At 58.3% G+C, this 12,877-nt stretch carries 13 protein-coding genes; 7 read left to right on the forward strand and 6 right to left on the reverse strand.

Annotation, left to right across the window (positions count from 1 at the left end; all coding sequences use genetic code 11):
* Positions 1-76: 76 nt before the first annotated feature.
* Positions 77-262 carry a hypothetical protein gene (locus HCF10_RS20715; RefSeq protein ID WP_131696218.1) on the reverse strand — a complete coding sequence of 62 codons (186 nt, stop codon included), beginning with the start codon at positions 260-262 and terminating at the stop codon, positions 77-79.
* Between the two features lie 309 nt (positions 263-571).
* Here HCF10_RS20715 and galU point away from each other — a divergent pair, with 309 nt between their 5' ends.
* Complete coding sequence (gene galU / locus HCF10_RS20720) at positions 572-1,411, forward strand: UTP--glucose-1-phosphate uridylyltransferase GalU (protein ID WP_003212579.1); 840 nt, start codon at positions 572-574, stop codon at positions 1,409-1,411.
* A gap of 99 nt (positions 1,412-1,510) precedes the next feature.
* Positions 1,511-2,869: a glutathione-disulfide reductase gene (gene gorA, locus HCF10_RS20725; protein ID WP_145337794.1), complete on the forward strand. Its 1,359-nt coding sequence runs from the start codon at positions 1,511-1,513 to the stop codon at positions 2,867-2,869.
* Here the strand turns inward: gorA and HCF10_RS20730 are convergent, their stop codons facing one another.
* Entirely contained in the window at positions 2,870-3,877 is a 1,008-nt protein-coding gene (locus HCF10_RS20730; RefSeq protein ID WP_167656290.1) for a DNA-binding protein, read from the reverse strand. It abuts the gene before it with no gap.
* 170 nt (positions 3,878-4,047) lie between these two features.
* Between HCF10_RS20730 and HCF10_RS20735 the strand changes: the two genes are divergently transcribed.
* The 3 genes from HCF10_RS20735 to ahpF all read left to right on the forward strand — a co-directional run bounded on the left by HCF10_RS20735 (position 4,048) and on the right by ahpF (position 7,373).
* On the forward strand, positions 4,048-4,980 hold the full coding sequence (locus HCF10_RS20735) for a site-specific integrase (protein ID WP_131696221.1): 933 nt from the start codon (positions 4,048-4,050) through the stop codon (positions 4,978-4,980).
* A 133-nt stretch (positions 4,981-5,113) separates the two neighbouring features.
* A complete protein-coding gene (gene ahpC / locus HCF10_RS20740) occupies positions 5,114-5,677 on the forward strand; it encodes an alkyl hydroperoxide reductase subunit C (protein ID WP_003173835.1) in 564 nt (187 codons plus the stop codon).
* A 130-nt stretch (positions 5,678-5,807) separates the two neighbouring features.
* Entirely contained in the window at positions 5,808-7,373 is a 1,566-nt protein-coding gene (gene ahpF / locus HCF10_RS20745) for an alkyl hydroperoxide reductase subunit F (RefSeq protein ID WP_145337796.1), read from the forward strand.
* 64 nt (positions 7,374-7,437) lie between these two features.
* Here ahpF and gloA read toward each other — a convergent pair whose 3' ends face one another.
* Positions 7,438-7,959: a lactoylglutathione lyase gene (gene gloA / locus HCF10_RS20750; RefSeq protein ID WP_053129696.1), complete on the reverse strand. Its 522-nt coding sequence runs from the start codon at positions 7,957-7,959 to the stop codon at positions 7,438-7,440.
* 199 nt (positions 7,960-8,158) lie between these two features.
* On the opposite strand from gloA, the gene HCF10_RS20755 reads away from it, so the two are divergent.
* A complete protein-coding gene (locus HCF10_RS20755; RefSeq protein ID WP_167656291.1) occupies positions 8,159-8,695 on the forward strand; it encodes a DUF4946 domain-containing protein in 537 nt (178 codons plus the stop codon).
* Positions 8,696-8,805: 110 nt separating this feature from the next.
* On the opposite strand, the gene HCF10_RS20760 is transcribed toward HCF10_RS20755, so the two are convergent.
* The 3 genes from HCF10_RS20760 to HCF10_RS20770 form a co-directional block, all read right to left on the reverse strand.
* A complete protein-coding gene (locus HCF10_RS20760) occupies positions 8,806-9,171 on the reverse strand; it encodes a histone-like nucleoid-structuring protein, MvaT/MvaU family (RefSeq protein ID WP_027606583.1) in 366 nt (121 codons plus the stop codon).
* 198 nt (positions 9,172-9,369) lie between these two features.
* Entirely contained in the window at positions 9,370-10,911 is a 1,542-nt protein-coding gene (locus tag HCF10_RS20765; RefSeq protein ID WP_167656292.1) for an EAL domain-containing protein, read from the reverse strand.
* 27 nt (positions 10,912-10,938) lie between these two features.
* Entirely contained in the window at positions 10,939-11,865 is a 927-nt protein-coding gene (locus tag HCF10_RS20770; protein WP_131696226.1) for a LysR family transcriptional regulator, read from the reverse strand.
* Between the two features lie 78 nt (positions 11,866-11,943).
* On the opposite strand from HCF10_RS20770, the gene HCF10_RS20775 reads away from it, so the two are divergent.
* A complete protein-coding gene (locus tag HCF10_RS20775) occupies positions 11,944-12,867 on the forward strand; it encodes a DMT family transporter (RefSeq protein WP_167656293.1) in 924 nt (307 codons plus the stop codon).
* Positions 12,868-12,877: the final 10 nt, after the last annotated feature.

Raw genomic sequence — 12,877 nt, forward strand, 5'->3', positions numbered from 1 at the left:
TAGCGAACTGCCATCTAGGTACAGGCAAAACCCAAAAAAGCCCCTGGTTCGGGGCTTTTTGCACAGGCCTGCTGGCTTACTTGCCCTTCGGCCTTTTGCTCGATGCGTGGCCCGCTTCATCCACAAATACTTCGGCGACCGCGATCGCCATGCTTTCGCTCTCGAACACGCCCGCGACGCTGTCTCCGTGGAAGTTGATCAGGTGCCAGCCGTCCGCTCGCTTGGTGATCAGGTAGCCGTTCACGCCTTTTGGTTCTGACATCTATTAACAATCTCGTGGTCTGATTCAAGGGCGTAATGATAGCGCCAAATGTCCCAATGCCGCGCAAGTTATTCCAGGTCAGTGTTCTGGGCTGAAAAGCGTGCTAAAAGGGTTGCAGCCCCTTTAAACATGAGGAAACGGGGTTTTTTACCGTGACGGCAGAGTCGCTCTTTGTAAGATCAGCGGAACTTACGCCGACATTTTTTCTCTATGATGACATCGCAACGCCAGCAGAACCCATTGTAAGGTGACTGCGGCCTGATTAGACTGCGCCGAACTCCGTACGCACAGCCCTTTGTAAGGACTTATATGATCAAGAAATGCTTGTTCCCAGCAGCCGGTTACGGCACTCGCTTCTTGCCAGCGACCAAGGCCATGCCCAAAGAGATGCTGCCGGTGGTAAACAAGCCACTGATTCAGTACGGCGTCGAAGAGGCACTGGATGCCGGTCTGAACGAAATCTCTATCGTCACCGGTCGCGGTAAGCGCGCACTGGAAGACCATTTCGACATCAGCTACGAGCTGGAAAACCAAATCAAGGGCACCGACAAGGAAAAATACCTGGTCGGCATCCGCAAGCTGCTGGACGAGTGCTCGTTCTCCTACACCCGTCAGACCCAGATGAAAGGTCTGGGCCACGCCATCCTGACCGGCCGCCCGTTGATTGGTGACGAGCCGTTCGCCGTCGTACTCGCGGACGACCTGTGTGTGAACCTGGAAGGCGACGGCGTACTGACCCAGATGGTCAAGCTGTACCAGAAATACCGTTGCACCATCGTTGCGGTTCAAGAGGTTGATCCTCAAGAGACCAACAAGTACGGCGTGATTGCCGGTGACGACATTGGTGATGGTCTGATCCGCGTACGTGACATGGTTGAAAAACCGGCGCCTGAAGATGCACCGTCTAACCTGGCGATCATCGGTCGTTACATTCTGACTCCGGACATCTTCAAGCTGATCGAAGAAACCGAGCCAGGCAAGGGTGGCGAGATCCAGATCACCGACGCCCTGTTGAAGCAGGCCAAAGACGGTTGCGTGATCGCCTACAAGTTTAAGGGTCGTCGTTTTGACTGCGGTGGCGCCGAAGGCTACATCGAAGCCACCAACTTCTGCTACGAGCACTTCTACAAGACAGGCAAAGCTTACTGATTCACGCTGACCTGCCTTTGAAAAGCCACCTTCGGGTGGCTTTTTCGTTTTTCAGCCCCATGTAAGTCGGTATGCTGATGTCCTGCCGAGGAGAATGAAATGGCCTACGATTTTGACCTGTATGTAATTGGCGCCGGTTCCGGCGGTGTTCGCGCGGCGCGCTTTGCTGCAGGCTTTGGGGCCAAGGTGGCCGTGGCGGAAAGTCGCTACCTGGGTGGCACCTGCGTAAACGTTGGCTGCGTGCCGAAGAAACTATTGGTGTACGGCGCACATTTTGCCGAGGACTTCGAGCAAGCCAGTGGCTTTGGCTGGTCCCTGGGGGAAGCGAATTTTGATTGGGCGACCCTGATCGCCAACAAGGATCGCGAGATCAATCGCCTCAATGGCATCTACCGCAACCTGTTGGTCAACAGTGGCGTGACCCTGCATGAAGGCCATGCGCGCCTGGTTGATCCGCACCAGGTGGAAATCAATGGCGAGCGTTTTACAGCCAAGCACATCCTGATCGCTACCGGGGGCTGGCCGCAGATTCCGGATATTCCGGGACGTGAGCACGCGATAGGCTCCAATGAGGCGTTCTTCCTCAAAGAGTTGCCCAAGCGTGTGCTGGTGGTAGGTGGCGGTTATATCGCTGTTGAGTTCGCCGGGATTTTCCATGGGCTGGGCGCGCAAACCTCGTTGCTGTATCGCGGCGATCTGTTCTTGCGCGGTTTTGATGGTTCAGTGCGCACGCACCTTAAAGAGGAACTGACCAAGCGTGGCCTGGACCTGCAATTTAATGCCGATATCGAACGTATCGACAAACAAGCCGATGGCAGCCTTAAGGCAACCTTGAAAGACGGTCGCGTGCTGGAGGCCGATTGCGTGTTCTATGCCACCGGCCGGCGGCCGATGCTGGATAACCTGGGCTTGGAAAATACCGGCGTCAAACTGGATGAGCGAGGTTTCGTCCAGGTGAACGACCAGTACGAGACCACCGAAGCGTCGATCCTGGCAATCGGCGATGTGATCGGCCGTGTGCAACTGACGCCGGTGGCGCTTGCCGAAGGCATGGCAGTAGCGCGTCGCTTGTTCAAGCCCGAGCAATACCGTCCGGTGGATTACGCAATGATCCCGACAGCGGTATTCAGCCTGCCGAATATCGGCACGGTCGGCCTGACGGAGGAGGAGGCGAAGAAGAATGGGCACCGGCTGCAGATCTTCGAAAGCCGTTTCCGCCCGATGAAGCTGACCTTGACCGAGTGCCAGGAAAAAACCTTGATGAAGCTGGTGGTCGATGCCGACACCGACAGGGTGTTGGGCTGCCACATGGTCGGTCCGGACGCGGGCGAGATCGTCCAGGGCCTGGCGATCGCGCTCAAGGCGGGCGCGACCAAGCAGCACTTCGATGAAACCATCGGCGTGCATCCCACGGCGGCGGAAGAGTTCGTCACCATGCGCACGCCTGTGGCGGACTGATCAGGTGGGTGGTGTTGCCTCTGGCGTCGCTGCAACGGCGGCCGCCAGGCGCAACGCTTCGATAGTGGCGTGGGCCTTCATAAGCTCCAGTTCCAGGTGCTTGTTGGTGTGCCCGTGCTCAGCCAGCGCTTGTTGGCGTGACTCGCTTTCAAGCAAGGCCACCCGCAGGCGTTCCTGAAGCAGGGTGCGCTCGCTGTCGATCTGGTTCACGTGTTCGTTCAGTTTCAGTTGCTGGGCCTGGCCTTTGCGGGTTTCTTCCAGCAGCGCAGCCAATTCCTTTGTCGTCACTCGGTGCTCGATCAGCAAGCGCTCATTGTCGCGATGCAGCTGGGTGATCTCATCTTGGCGAACCATTGCGCTTTGCTGGGCTTGGCGTAGTTCTGCCTGTACTTGCTGCAGCTGACCTTCGTGGCGCCGCTGTTCCTGCTCGCGCTGCTCTTTGATCGCATTGCGGTAGTGCTCCAGCGCCTCGCGGGCGTGCAGGTGCTTTTCTTCCAGCGAGCGAATCTGCTCGTCCTTGTCGCTGATCCGCAGTTCGTAATCACTGCAGGCCTGGCTGAGCCCAGCGTTGCGGGTTTGCTCGGTTTGCAGGCTGGTATTGGTGGTTTGCAGGGCGGCGCTTTCTTCTGCCAGGGCGGCCGCTTGAATATCGAATTGCTGCTTGAGTTCGGCGTGAGCTTCTTCAAGCGCCTCGATCTGGGCGAGCAGGGCGGCTTTTTGCTGTTCGAACTGCGCCAGGGCCAGGTCAATCGGCTCTTGAGCTTTCTCCTTCAAGCGCAGCGCCAACCGTGCAACCAGTTCACCCAGCTCGTCGTCAATCGGGGCTTCGGTGATGGTCAGGCGGGCTTCGCTGTCGTCCAGCTCCTTCAAATAGCGGTGGATCGTGGTTTTCGAGCCGGTATTGCCCATCTCGATGCGTACCGCGTCGATGCTGGGGTTCTCGCCACGGGCAAGGATCGCCAGGCGTGCCGTTTGAACTACTGCTTTATTAATGCCGCCGCGAGCCATGGGGTCTCCGTCGATTTAGTACTGTGGTATGTATTATGTATATACATACCATATCACGAATAAAAATTCGTTTAAATTCATGATTTAACAGATGGGATATTGGCGTATTATCCCGTGTCACTGGCGTCTGGAACGCTTATATGTCTGCCAGCAGTACGAATAGGCCTCCCATGAGCGATCTGGATCGTTACCTCAACGCCGCCACCCGCGATAACACGCGCCGCAGCTATCGCGCGGCCATCGAACACTTCGAAGTCAGTTGGGGCGGATTTCTGCCGGCTACCAGCGACAGCGTGGCGCGTTATCTGGTGGCGCATGCGGGTGTGCTGGCGGTCAACACCCTGAAGCTGCGGCTCTCGGCACTGGCGCAATGGCATACCAGCCAGGGCTTTCCCGACCCGACGAAAGCGCCGGTGGTGCGCAAGGTGCTCAAGGGGATTCGCGCCGTGCACCCGGCGCAGGAGAAGCAGGCCGAGCCATTGCAGCTCAGGCATCTGGAGCAGGTAGTGGCCTCCCTTGAGGCTGAAGCGCGAGAGGCCAGTGAGGCGCAGGATCCACCGCGATTACTGCGCGCCAAGCGTGACACTGCGCTCATCCTGCTGGGCTTCTGGCGCGGTTTTCGTAGCGATGAGTTGTGCCGATTAAGTATCGAACACGTGCAGGCCACACCCGGTGCCGGCATCAGCCTGTATCTGCCGCGCAGCAAAAGTGACCGCGACAACCTCGGCAAGACCTATCACACCCCGGCGTTGCTGCGCCTGTGTCCGGTGCAGGCCTACAGCGAATGGCTCAGCGCGTCGGCCCTGGTGCGCGGTCCGGTATTCCGGGGTATTGATCGCTGGGGAAATCTGGGGGAGGAGGGCTTGCACCCCAACAGCGTGATCCCGCTGCTGCGCCAGGCGCTTGAGCGTGCGGGCATCGCCGCCGAGCAATACACCAGCCACTCGTTGCGCCGGGGTTTTGCCACCTGGGCCCATCGCAGCGGCTGGGACTTGAAGTCGCTGATGAGTTACGTCGGCTGGAGCGACATGAAATCCGCCATGCGCTATGTTGAAGCAACGCCCTTTCTCGGCATGACATTGGCCACTCAACCGCTGCTTTGAGATTTCTTCTATTAATACCGTCACCTGATAGGGAAAACCAATCGTCAGCATCAGGTTTGCCAATGAGCCATCCGCCGAGAGAGTGGGTAGGATTCACCTCATCAACTTCTTAACCCCTGACGGAGAGTCAACGATGCCTATCATCAACAGCCAAGTAAAACCGTTCAAAGCGACTGCATACAAAAACGGCAACTTCGTAGATGTGACCGACGCTGACCTGAAAGGCAAATGGTCGGTAGTGTTCTTCTACCCAGCCGACTTCACCTTCGTTTGCCCAACCGAGCTGGAAGACCTGGCTGACAACTACGCCGAATTCCAGAAACTGGGCGTCGAAATCTACAGCGTTTCCACCGACACCCACTTTGCCCACGCTGCCTGGCACAACACTTCGCCAGCCATCGGTAAAATCCAGTACACCATGATCGGCGACCCGACCCTGACCATCTCCCGCAACTTCGACGTACTGATCGAAGAAGCTGGCCTGGCTGACCGCGGTACCTTCGTGATCAACCCGGAAGGTCAGATCAAGATCGTTGAACTGAACGACGGCGGTGTTGGCCGTGACGCTTCCGAGCTGCTGCGCAAAATCAAGGCCGCTCAATACGTAGCTGCCCACCCAGGCGAAGTGTGCCCAGCCAAGTGGAAAGAAGGCGAGGCTACTCTGGCTCCGTCCCTGGACCTGGTCGGCAAGATCTAAGTCTGTGAAGACGTCTCAAGGGCGGAACTCCGCACTTAAGTAAGCTGCATCCGCCCTCAAAACGCCCGGGCGAGAGTCGCTCGGGCGTTTTTTTGTCTGCAATAAACCGAATTAATAGGAAATCGCCCGTATGTTGGACGCCAATCTTAAAGCTCAGTTGAAGTCATACCTGGAACGGGTCACCCAGCCGATCGAGATCGTCGCCTCCCTCGACGACGGCGCGAAATCCCAGGAAATGCTTGCCCTTTTGCAGGACGTAACCAGCCTCACCACGCTGATTACCCTGAAAACCGATGGTGATGATGCGCGCAAGCCATCGTTCTCCATCAACCGCCCGGGTGCCGATATCAGCCTGCGTTTCGCCGGCATCCCCATGGGCCATGAATTCACTTCGTTGGTGCTGGCCCTGCTGCAAGTCGGTGGCCACCCGTCGAAGGCCAGTGTCGAAGTCATCGAACAGATCCGCGCCCTTAAAGGTGAGTTCAGCTTCGAGACGTACTTCTCGCTGTCCTGCCAGAACTGCCCGGACGTGGTCCAGGCGCTGAACCTGATGGCCGTGCTCAACCCGAACATCCGCCACGTCGCCATCGACGGCGCGCTGTTCCAGGCTGAAGTCGACGAACGTCAGATCATGGCAGTGCCGAGCGTTTACTTGAATGGCGTGAACTTCGGCCAGGGCCGCATGGGCCTGGAGGAAATCCTCGCCAAGCTCGACACCAGCGGCATTGAAAAAGCCGCCGAGAAAATCAGCGCCAAAGATGCCTTTGATGTGCTTGTCGTCGGCGGTGGCCCGGCCGGTTCCGCAGCGGCCATCTACGCCGCACGTAAAGGTATTCGCACCGGTGTTGCCGCCGAACGCTTTGGCGGCCAGGTGCTGGACACCATGTCCATCGAGAACTTTATCTCGGTACAGGAAACCGAAGGGCCGAAACTGGCCAGCGCCCTGGAAGCCCACGTACGTCAGTACGACGTGGACATCATGAACCTGCAGCGCGCCAGCAGCCTGATCCCAGCGAAAAACGCCGGTGACTTGCATGAAATTCGCTTTGAAAGCGGCGCGACGCTCAAGTCCAAGACCGTGATCCTGGCCACCGGCGCCCGCTGGCGCGAAATGGGTGTGCCCGGCGAGCAGGAATACAAGGCCAAGGGCGTGTGCTTCTGCCCGCACTGCGATGGTCCGTTGTTCAAGGGCAAGCGTGTGGCGGTAATCGGCGGCGGTAACTCCGGCGTTGAAGCGGCCATCGACCTGGCCGGTATCGTCAGCCATGTGACCTTGCTGGAGTTCGACAGCAAGTTGCGCGCCGACGCGGTATTGCAGCGCAAGCTGTACAGCCTGCCTAACGTTGATGTGATCACCAGCGCGCTGACCAGTGAAGTCAAAGGCGACGGCCAGAAGGTCACCGGCCTGGCCTACAAGGACCGCGATACTGGCGAGTTCAAGACCATCGACCTGGAAGGCATCTTTGTACAGATCGGCTTGCTGCCCAACACCGACTGGCTTAAAGGCACTGTGGAATTGACCCCGCGTGGCGAGATCATTGTCGATGCCCGTGGCGAGACTTCACTGCCAGGGGTATTCGCTGCCGGTGACGTGACGACCGTGCCGTACAAGCAGATCGTGATTGCGGTAGGCGAGGGCGCCAAGGCTTCCCTGAGTGCTTTCGATCACTTGATCCGTACCTCCGCTCCGGCGTAAGTCCAGGCCCGGAAACGAAAAACCCCATGAGTGATCATGGGGTTTTTTGTTGTGTGTTAGAAACTTACAGCGGCGCTGGCTGAATAATCTCAACCCAGTACGCATCCGGGTCCTTGATGAACGCCAGGCTTTTCATGCGGCCATCGGTCAGGCGTTTCTGGAAATCGCAGCCCAATGCTTCGAAGCGTTCACACGCAGCGACAATATCGGGCACCGAGATGCAGATATGACCAAAACCACGCGGATCGGTGTTGCCGTTGTGATAGGCGAAGTCGGCATCGTTTTCGGTGCCGTGGTTGTGGGTCAGTTCCAGGATGCCTGGAATTGACTTCATCCATTGGGTGCGCGCGGCGGCGTCGGCCGGGATCTGGGATTTGTCCACCAGGGCCAGGAAGTACAGGCTGAATTCGGCTTCCGGGAAGTCGCGCTTTTCAACCAGGGAAAAACCCAGGACACGGGTGTAGAAGTCCAGGGACTTGGTGATGTCCTTGACCCGCAGCATGGTGTGGTTAAACACGAAGTTCGAGGTGGCGGTGTCAGGTTGGGCGGTGACGCCCGGGAAGGTGTTCAGTTCGTGCAGGCTCATGGGCCCTCCAGAAAAAAATGGGGCAAACGCGGCTCCAGGTGAGAGGAGCGTTCCCTTGGCTTGCAGCTGGCGTCCGTGCAGCCGGACCATGATACGCAAGGCCCGCCTGCCGCGCCAAATGAAAAAGCACGCGTAGGTCTTGCGACCAGCCGGTGGCGGGGCTCACACTTTGTCGCTTGAACCTTGGGTGTCTTTTGCAATGATCGAATGTCGTTTACCGCTGTTGAGCGCTCTGTGTTTGCTGTTGTCCAGCCCTTGGGTATGGGCGGGCGAGCCGGAAATTCATTGGCCCAGCGGCTGGCAGGTCGAGGAGGTGGTACCCGACGGCGACGCGCCAGCCACGCCGCAGCCGGTTTCGCGGCAGCGTGCGATCAAGAACGATGAAAATGGCAACACAGTGATGGTGATGGAGTTGACGGGGACGCCGATCGAGGCTGGGCATAACGTTAACCTTCAGGGCGTATTGCTGGAGATGCGCAAGTCCATCCAGAAAGATTTTGCCCAAGGCGGCTACCAAAGTGTGTGCAGCAAGATGCACTCGACAACACTGAGTCGTCTTGAGGCCGTAGAAACTACGTGTGTGATTACTGAGAATGGACGGCACGTGCTTTCACAAACATTGGTAGGCGCGGTTGATACCGATAAAGCGTATGTTTTTTCATACGCGGGTCAAGCCGACGCTTACCAAGCAAGCAAGGATGAAGTCAGTTCGGTGCGCGCTGGCCTCAAACTTTAAGTGCGTTTCACCCGTCATTCTGAACAAAGTGAAATGTTATTTAAGTTCGGTTTCGAACCCTTGAATAAAAAAGCCCCGCATGTGCGGGGCTCTTTGTTAGTACGTGGTGATCAGCCGCGAAGCCAGGAATCTACAGTGGCGGCGCCATACTGTTCTTTCCAGGCTTTGAGGCCGCGGTGGTTACCGCCCTTGGTTTCGATCAGTTCGCCAGTGTGCGGATTGTGGTAAACCTTGACTACGCGCGCACGGCGCTGTTTTGGTGCGCTGGCGGCGGCAGCGCTGGTCTTGCCCGGGTTTGGATCAAGGATCAGGATGATGTCGCGCAGGCCTTTGCCGTAGGTTTTCATCAGTCCTTGAAGCTTTTCTTCGAATTCGATTTCTTTCTTCAGTCCGGCGTCGTTCTTCAGGGACTCCAGCTGGGCAAGCTGCTCTTGAAGGGCTTTTTCTGCTGCGCGAAATTCGGCGAGTCTGGACAAAATCTGTACTCCAATAGTGTATTTGGCTGATGTCAACTACAGACAAAGCTATAAGCCAATAGCGTTAAGGCGACTCACAGAAGAAGTCGTCCTGCGAGTTCTGCACAGGCAAGAAAAATTGTAGTAGTTAATCCGCCACGAGTAAATCATGTCTTTTGTCTTATTAACATTATTTCAACGCCGCTAGTGCATGGCTATTCAATGGCTGACTAGGTTTTTAATGAATTCATCGCTGGGTAATGGCTTTCCAAACAGATAGCCCTGGAGAAAATGCACACCATGAGCGGCCAGGTATTCGCACTGCTCGGCGGTCTCTACACCTTCTGCAACGATGCCCAGGTCCAGCTTGCCGGATAATTCGATGATGCTGTCCAGAATATGCCGCGATAGTGCATCGGCACCGATCATGGCGACAAAACTCTGGTCGATCTTCAGATAGTCCACATTGAAGTTGCGCAAATAACCCAGGCTGGAATGGCCGGTACCAAAGTCATCGATGGCAATCATCACGCCCAGTTGATGCAGGGCGTCGAACAGTCGACGGGTAGTATCCGTGGGCTCGATCAACTCGCGCTCGGTCAACTCCAGCACCAAGGTCACCTGGCCTGGCGTGAAGGCGGCGAGAAATTCACGGCAGTCCTCTACCAGTGCAAGGTCGTGGCAATGGCGCGCGGTGATATTCACGCCGATATGGAAACCCGGGCTGAACCGCGTCGCATGGGGCGCCAGTTGGGCAGCGGTCTGGCGCAGCAGGGCACGGGTCATCGGCACAATCAGGCCAGAATGTTCGGCCAGCGGGATAAACAGATCGGGTCGGACCAGACCTTCCTTGGGGTGCTGCCAGCGCATCAGCACTTCGCAGCCGGCCCATTCGCGGGTGTCGCCGCGCACCACCGGCTGGAAGTACGGGATGAACTCGTTGGCCCCCAGCGCCCGCTGCAGCTCATGGGTAGGCGCCGAGGAACGCTTTTGCAGCCAGTGCGCAAGCAGGCCCGCGAGTACGCCAAAGAACACTACCAGGCTGAACAGCGCGGGGTAACGTGCCTGCATATAGCGCCACACTTCACCGGCCGGCATGCCGGCGTCGACGCTGTAGTGATAGCGCTCGGATGCCAGGTGATGATGGGCTACGGCAAATACCGGGACTGCGGTGTCGTGCACGTTGCCATCGGCGCCGAGCCAGTGAGGCCCGACTTGCAGCACAAGCTGCGCATAGCGGCTGATCAGGCGCAGGGCGTTGGTCAGGTGATAGCCGTCGATTGAGGCAAACGCGGCTTTGTCCCCGTCGACCAATCGGTAGACCAGCAACGCGGTATCCGGTGTAACCGGGTTGCCGTTCATCAACCACAGGCGGCCATCGACATAGTCATCCGGGTTCACCGGTGACTCGTAGTGACTGCCGAACAGGGAGCTGCAATAGATATTTTTTTGCCAGGACAAGGTCGTCGCCCGCACGAACGGCCGGCGCGTGACCTGTTCACGCAGCGCCAGTTGCACGCCACTGTCACACGGCTGTCCGGCCAGTGGCAGCAAGGCCTGGGCGGCGAGGGCGGTATTGTCGAGCATCAGGTCGAATTGACGTACGGCCTCCTGGGCGGTTTGCGCCGTGCTTTGTTCAAGGGTGCGTTCAGCTTGCCAATACAGGATGGTCACACCCAGCAGGATCGGCAGCACCCCCGACAACACGCTGATCGAATAGCGGGTGAAGAGCTTTCGCGGGCCTTTGACGGTGAGGGGCATGGGTTCAGGCCTGTTGCGCAGGAGGCTTTACCGGCAGGCCGGCGGGGAATGTTTCGATGATAGATGGCCCGCTTGGACTTCGCTCGCCCTGCCAAGGCTTTGCGCAATCTCGATAAAGGCCAGGGTGGCCGGTGACGACTGCCGCCGATCCAGTACCGCCAGGCCAATCTGGCGCGGCACGCGGGGCGAAAGCGGTCGCTTCACATAGCGCGGATCAAGTGCCTGTGGCAGCGATGCTTCGGCGACGATGCTCAGGCCGTCCCCACGGCTGACCGCTTCCAGGGTGCTCAACAGTTGCGCGCAGCGGTAGCGCACCTTCGGCCGCAGTTGGCCGACGTCGAACAGGCGGGTGACCAACTCCGAGGAGCCGGCTTCCGTCAGGATAAAGGCATCGTCACACAGGTCCTGCAGGGCCAGCGTGTCCCGCGCAGCCAATGGATGATCTGCCGGCAGCAGCGCCACCATCTGGTCCTCGAACAAGGCAAAGGTGTCGAAGCGCTCCTGTTCCAGCACCACAAAGCCCACATCGATCCGTCGCTCATCCAGCCACTGCAGCACCTGGCGGTCGGGCCCTTCGTCCACATGCACCTCAATCCCCGGATGGGCGCTGCGAAACTGGCTGAGGATGGCTGGCAACAGGCGAATCGACGCGGTCGGCCCGAATGAGCCGATGCGCAACGTACCGCGCCGCATGCCACGCGCATCGGCCGCCTCTTGTTGCAGGGTGTTGGCCAAGCCGAGCATGGCACGGGCACGCCCGAGTAATTGCTGGCCGATGTCACTCGGTTCTACCAGCGACTGGTGGCGCCGAAACAGCTCCACACCCAGTTCCTGCTCCAGGGCCTTGATGGCATGGGACACCGCCGATTGGCTGATGCCCAAGCGGTGGGCGGCACTGGTAAAACCTTGGAGCTCGGCGACCAGTGAGAAAATTTCCAATTGGGTCAGTGTCATGAGTGAAAGCTCATTTTACGATGATCGGTTATTAGCTGAAGAATACGCGAATTCTTCCGTACCTTGAGCTCATCCCTCATGCGACTCGCCTCCGATCACCTGACTTATTGCAAACTCGCCGCCGTCACCATGATCTGGGGCGGCACCTTTGTCGCCGGGCGCTTCCTGGCCGACCACCTCAATCCGCTGCTGGCCGCCAGCCTGCGTTTTATCCTCGCCAGTCTGGCGTTGTTGCTGTTCATGGCCTGCGCGCGTATTCCTCTGTTGCGTCCCAATCTTCGGCAGTTTGCGCAACTGGCGGTGCTGGGATTCTTCGGGATTTTTTTCTACAACCTGTGCTTCTTCTATGGGTTGCAGTACATCAATGCGTCGCGGGCTTCGTTGATCGTGGCGTTGAACCCGGCGGTGATCGGCTTGGCGAGCTGGCTGTTATTCAAGGAGCGGCTGAGTCGGATCAAGCTGCTGGGTATCCTGTTGTGCCTGGTCGGTGCCGGGACGGTCATTGTCAGCCGTAACCCGCAGTTGTTGCAGGCCACCGCCGATGCCTGGATCGGCGATTTACTGATCCTTGGCTGTGTGGCGGGGTGGGGCGTTTATTCGCTGTGTGCCCGTGGGCTCAACCAAAGCCTGGGGCCATTGCAGACGGTCACCTGGTCGGTGCTGCTGGGTACGTTGATGTTGACCACCACCGCGTTTGTCACCGCAAGCGTCAGCGTAGAAGCGCTTGGTTGCTTGCCGATAACCCATTGGCTCAGCCTGGCCTACCTCGGCGTTTTGGGCTCGGCGCTGGCATATATCGGTTACTACGACGGTATCCGGCGCATCGGCGCGACGCGCGCCGGCGTATTTATCGCACTTAACCCACTGACGGCGGTGATCTGCGGCGCACTGCTGCTGGGGGAACAACTGACGGCGCCCATGCTGGCGGGCGGGGCCGTCATCCTGTTGGGCATCTACTTGTGCAACAAACCCCTTGCACAGGCCAGGGCAATGGGGATTTGATAAGAGTACG

This window comes from Pseudomonas sp. B14(2022) (assembly GCF_012030485.1).
In the GTDB taxonomy this organism is placed as follows: domain Bacteria; phylum Pseudomonadota; class Gammaproteobacteria; order Pseudomonadales; family Pseudomonadaceae; genus Aquipseudomonas.

Excerpts from the sequence above, each read along its gene's own strand:
- ahpC (WP_003173835.1), top strand. The coding sequence starts at position 5,114 with ATGCCTATCATCAACAGCCAAGTAAAACCGTTCAAAGCGACTGCATAC.
- HCF10_RS20715 (WP_131696218.1), bottom strand. The coding sequence starts at position 262 with ATGTCAGAACCAAAAGGCGTGAACGGCTACCTGATCACCAAGCGAGCG.
- HCF10_RS20735 (WP_131696221.1), top strand. The coding sequence starts at position 4,048 with ATGAGCGATCTGGATCGTTACCTCAACGCCGCCACCCGCGATAACACG.
- HCF10_RS20775 (WP_167656293.1), top strand. The coding sequence starts at position 11,944 with ATGCGACTCGCCTCCGATCACCTGACTTATTGCAAACTCGCCGCCGTC.
- HCF10_RS20765 (WP_167656292.1), bottom strand. The coding sequence starts at position 10,911 with ATGCCCCTCACCGTCAAAGGCCCGCGAAAGCTCTTCACCCGCTATTCG.
- HCF10_RS20730 (WP_167656290.1), bottom strand. The coding sequence starts at position 3,877 with ATGGCTCGCGGCGGCATTAATAAAGCAGTAGTTCAAACGGCACGCCTG.
- ahpF (WP_145337796.1), top strand. The coding sequence starts at position 5,808 with ATGTTGGACGCCAATCTTAAAGCTCAGTTGAAGTCATACCTGGAACGG.
- gloA (WP_053129696.1), bottom strand. The coding sequence starts at position 7,959 with ATGAGCCTGCACGAACTGAACACCTTCCCGGGCGTCACCGCCCAACCT.
- HCF10_RS20770 (WP_131696226.1), bottom strand. The coding sequence starts at position 11,865 with ATGACACTGACCCAATTGGAAATTTTCTCACTGGTCGCCGAGCTCCAA.
- HCF10_RS20755 (WP_167656291.1), top strand. The coding sequence starts at position 8,159 with ATGATCGAATGTCGTTTACCGCTGTTGAGCGCTCTGTGTTTGCTGTTG.
- galU (WP_003212579.1), top strand. The coding sequence starts at position 572 with ATGATCAAGAAATGCTTGTTCCCAGCAGCCGGTTACGGCACTCGCTTC.
- gorA (WP_145337794.1), top strand. The coding sequence starts at position 1,511 with ATGGCCTACGATTTTGACCTGTATGTAATTGGCGCCGGTTCCGGCGGT.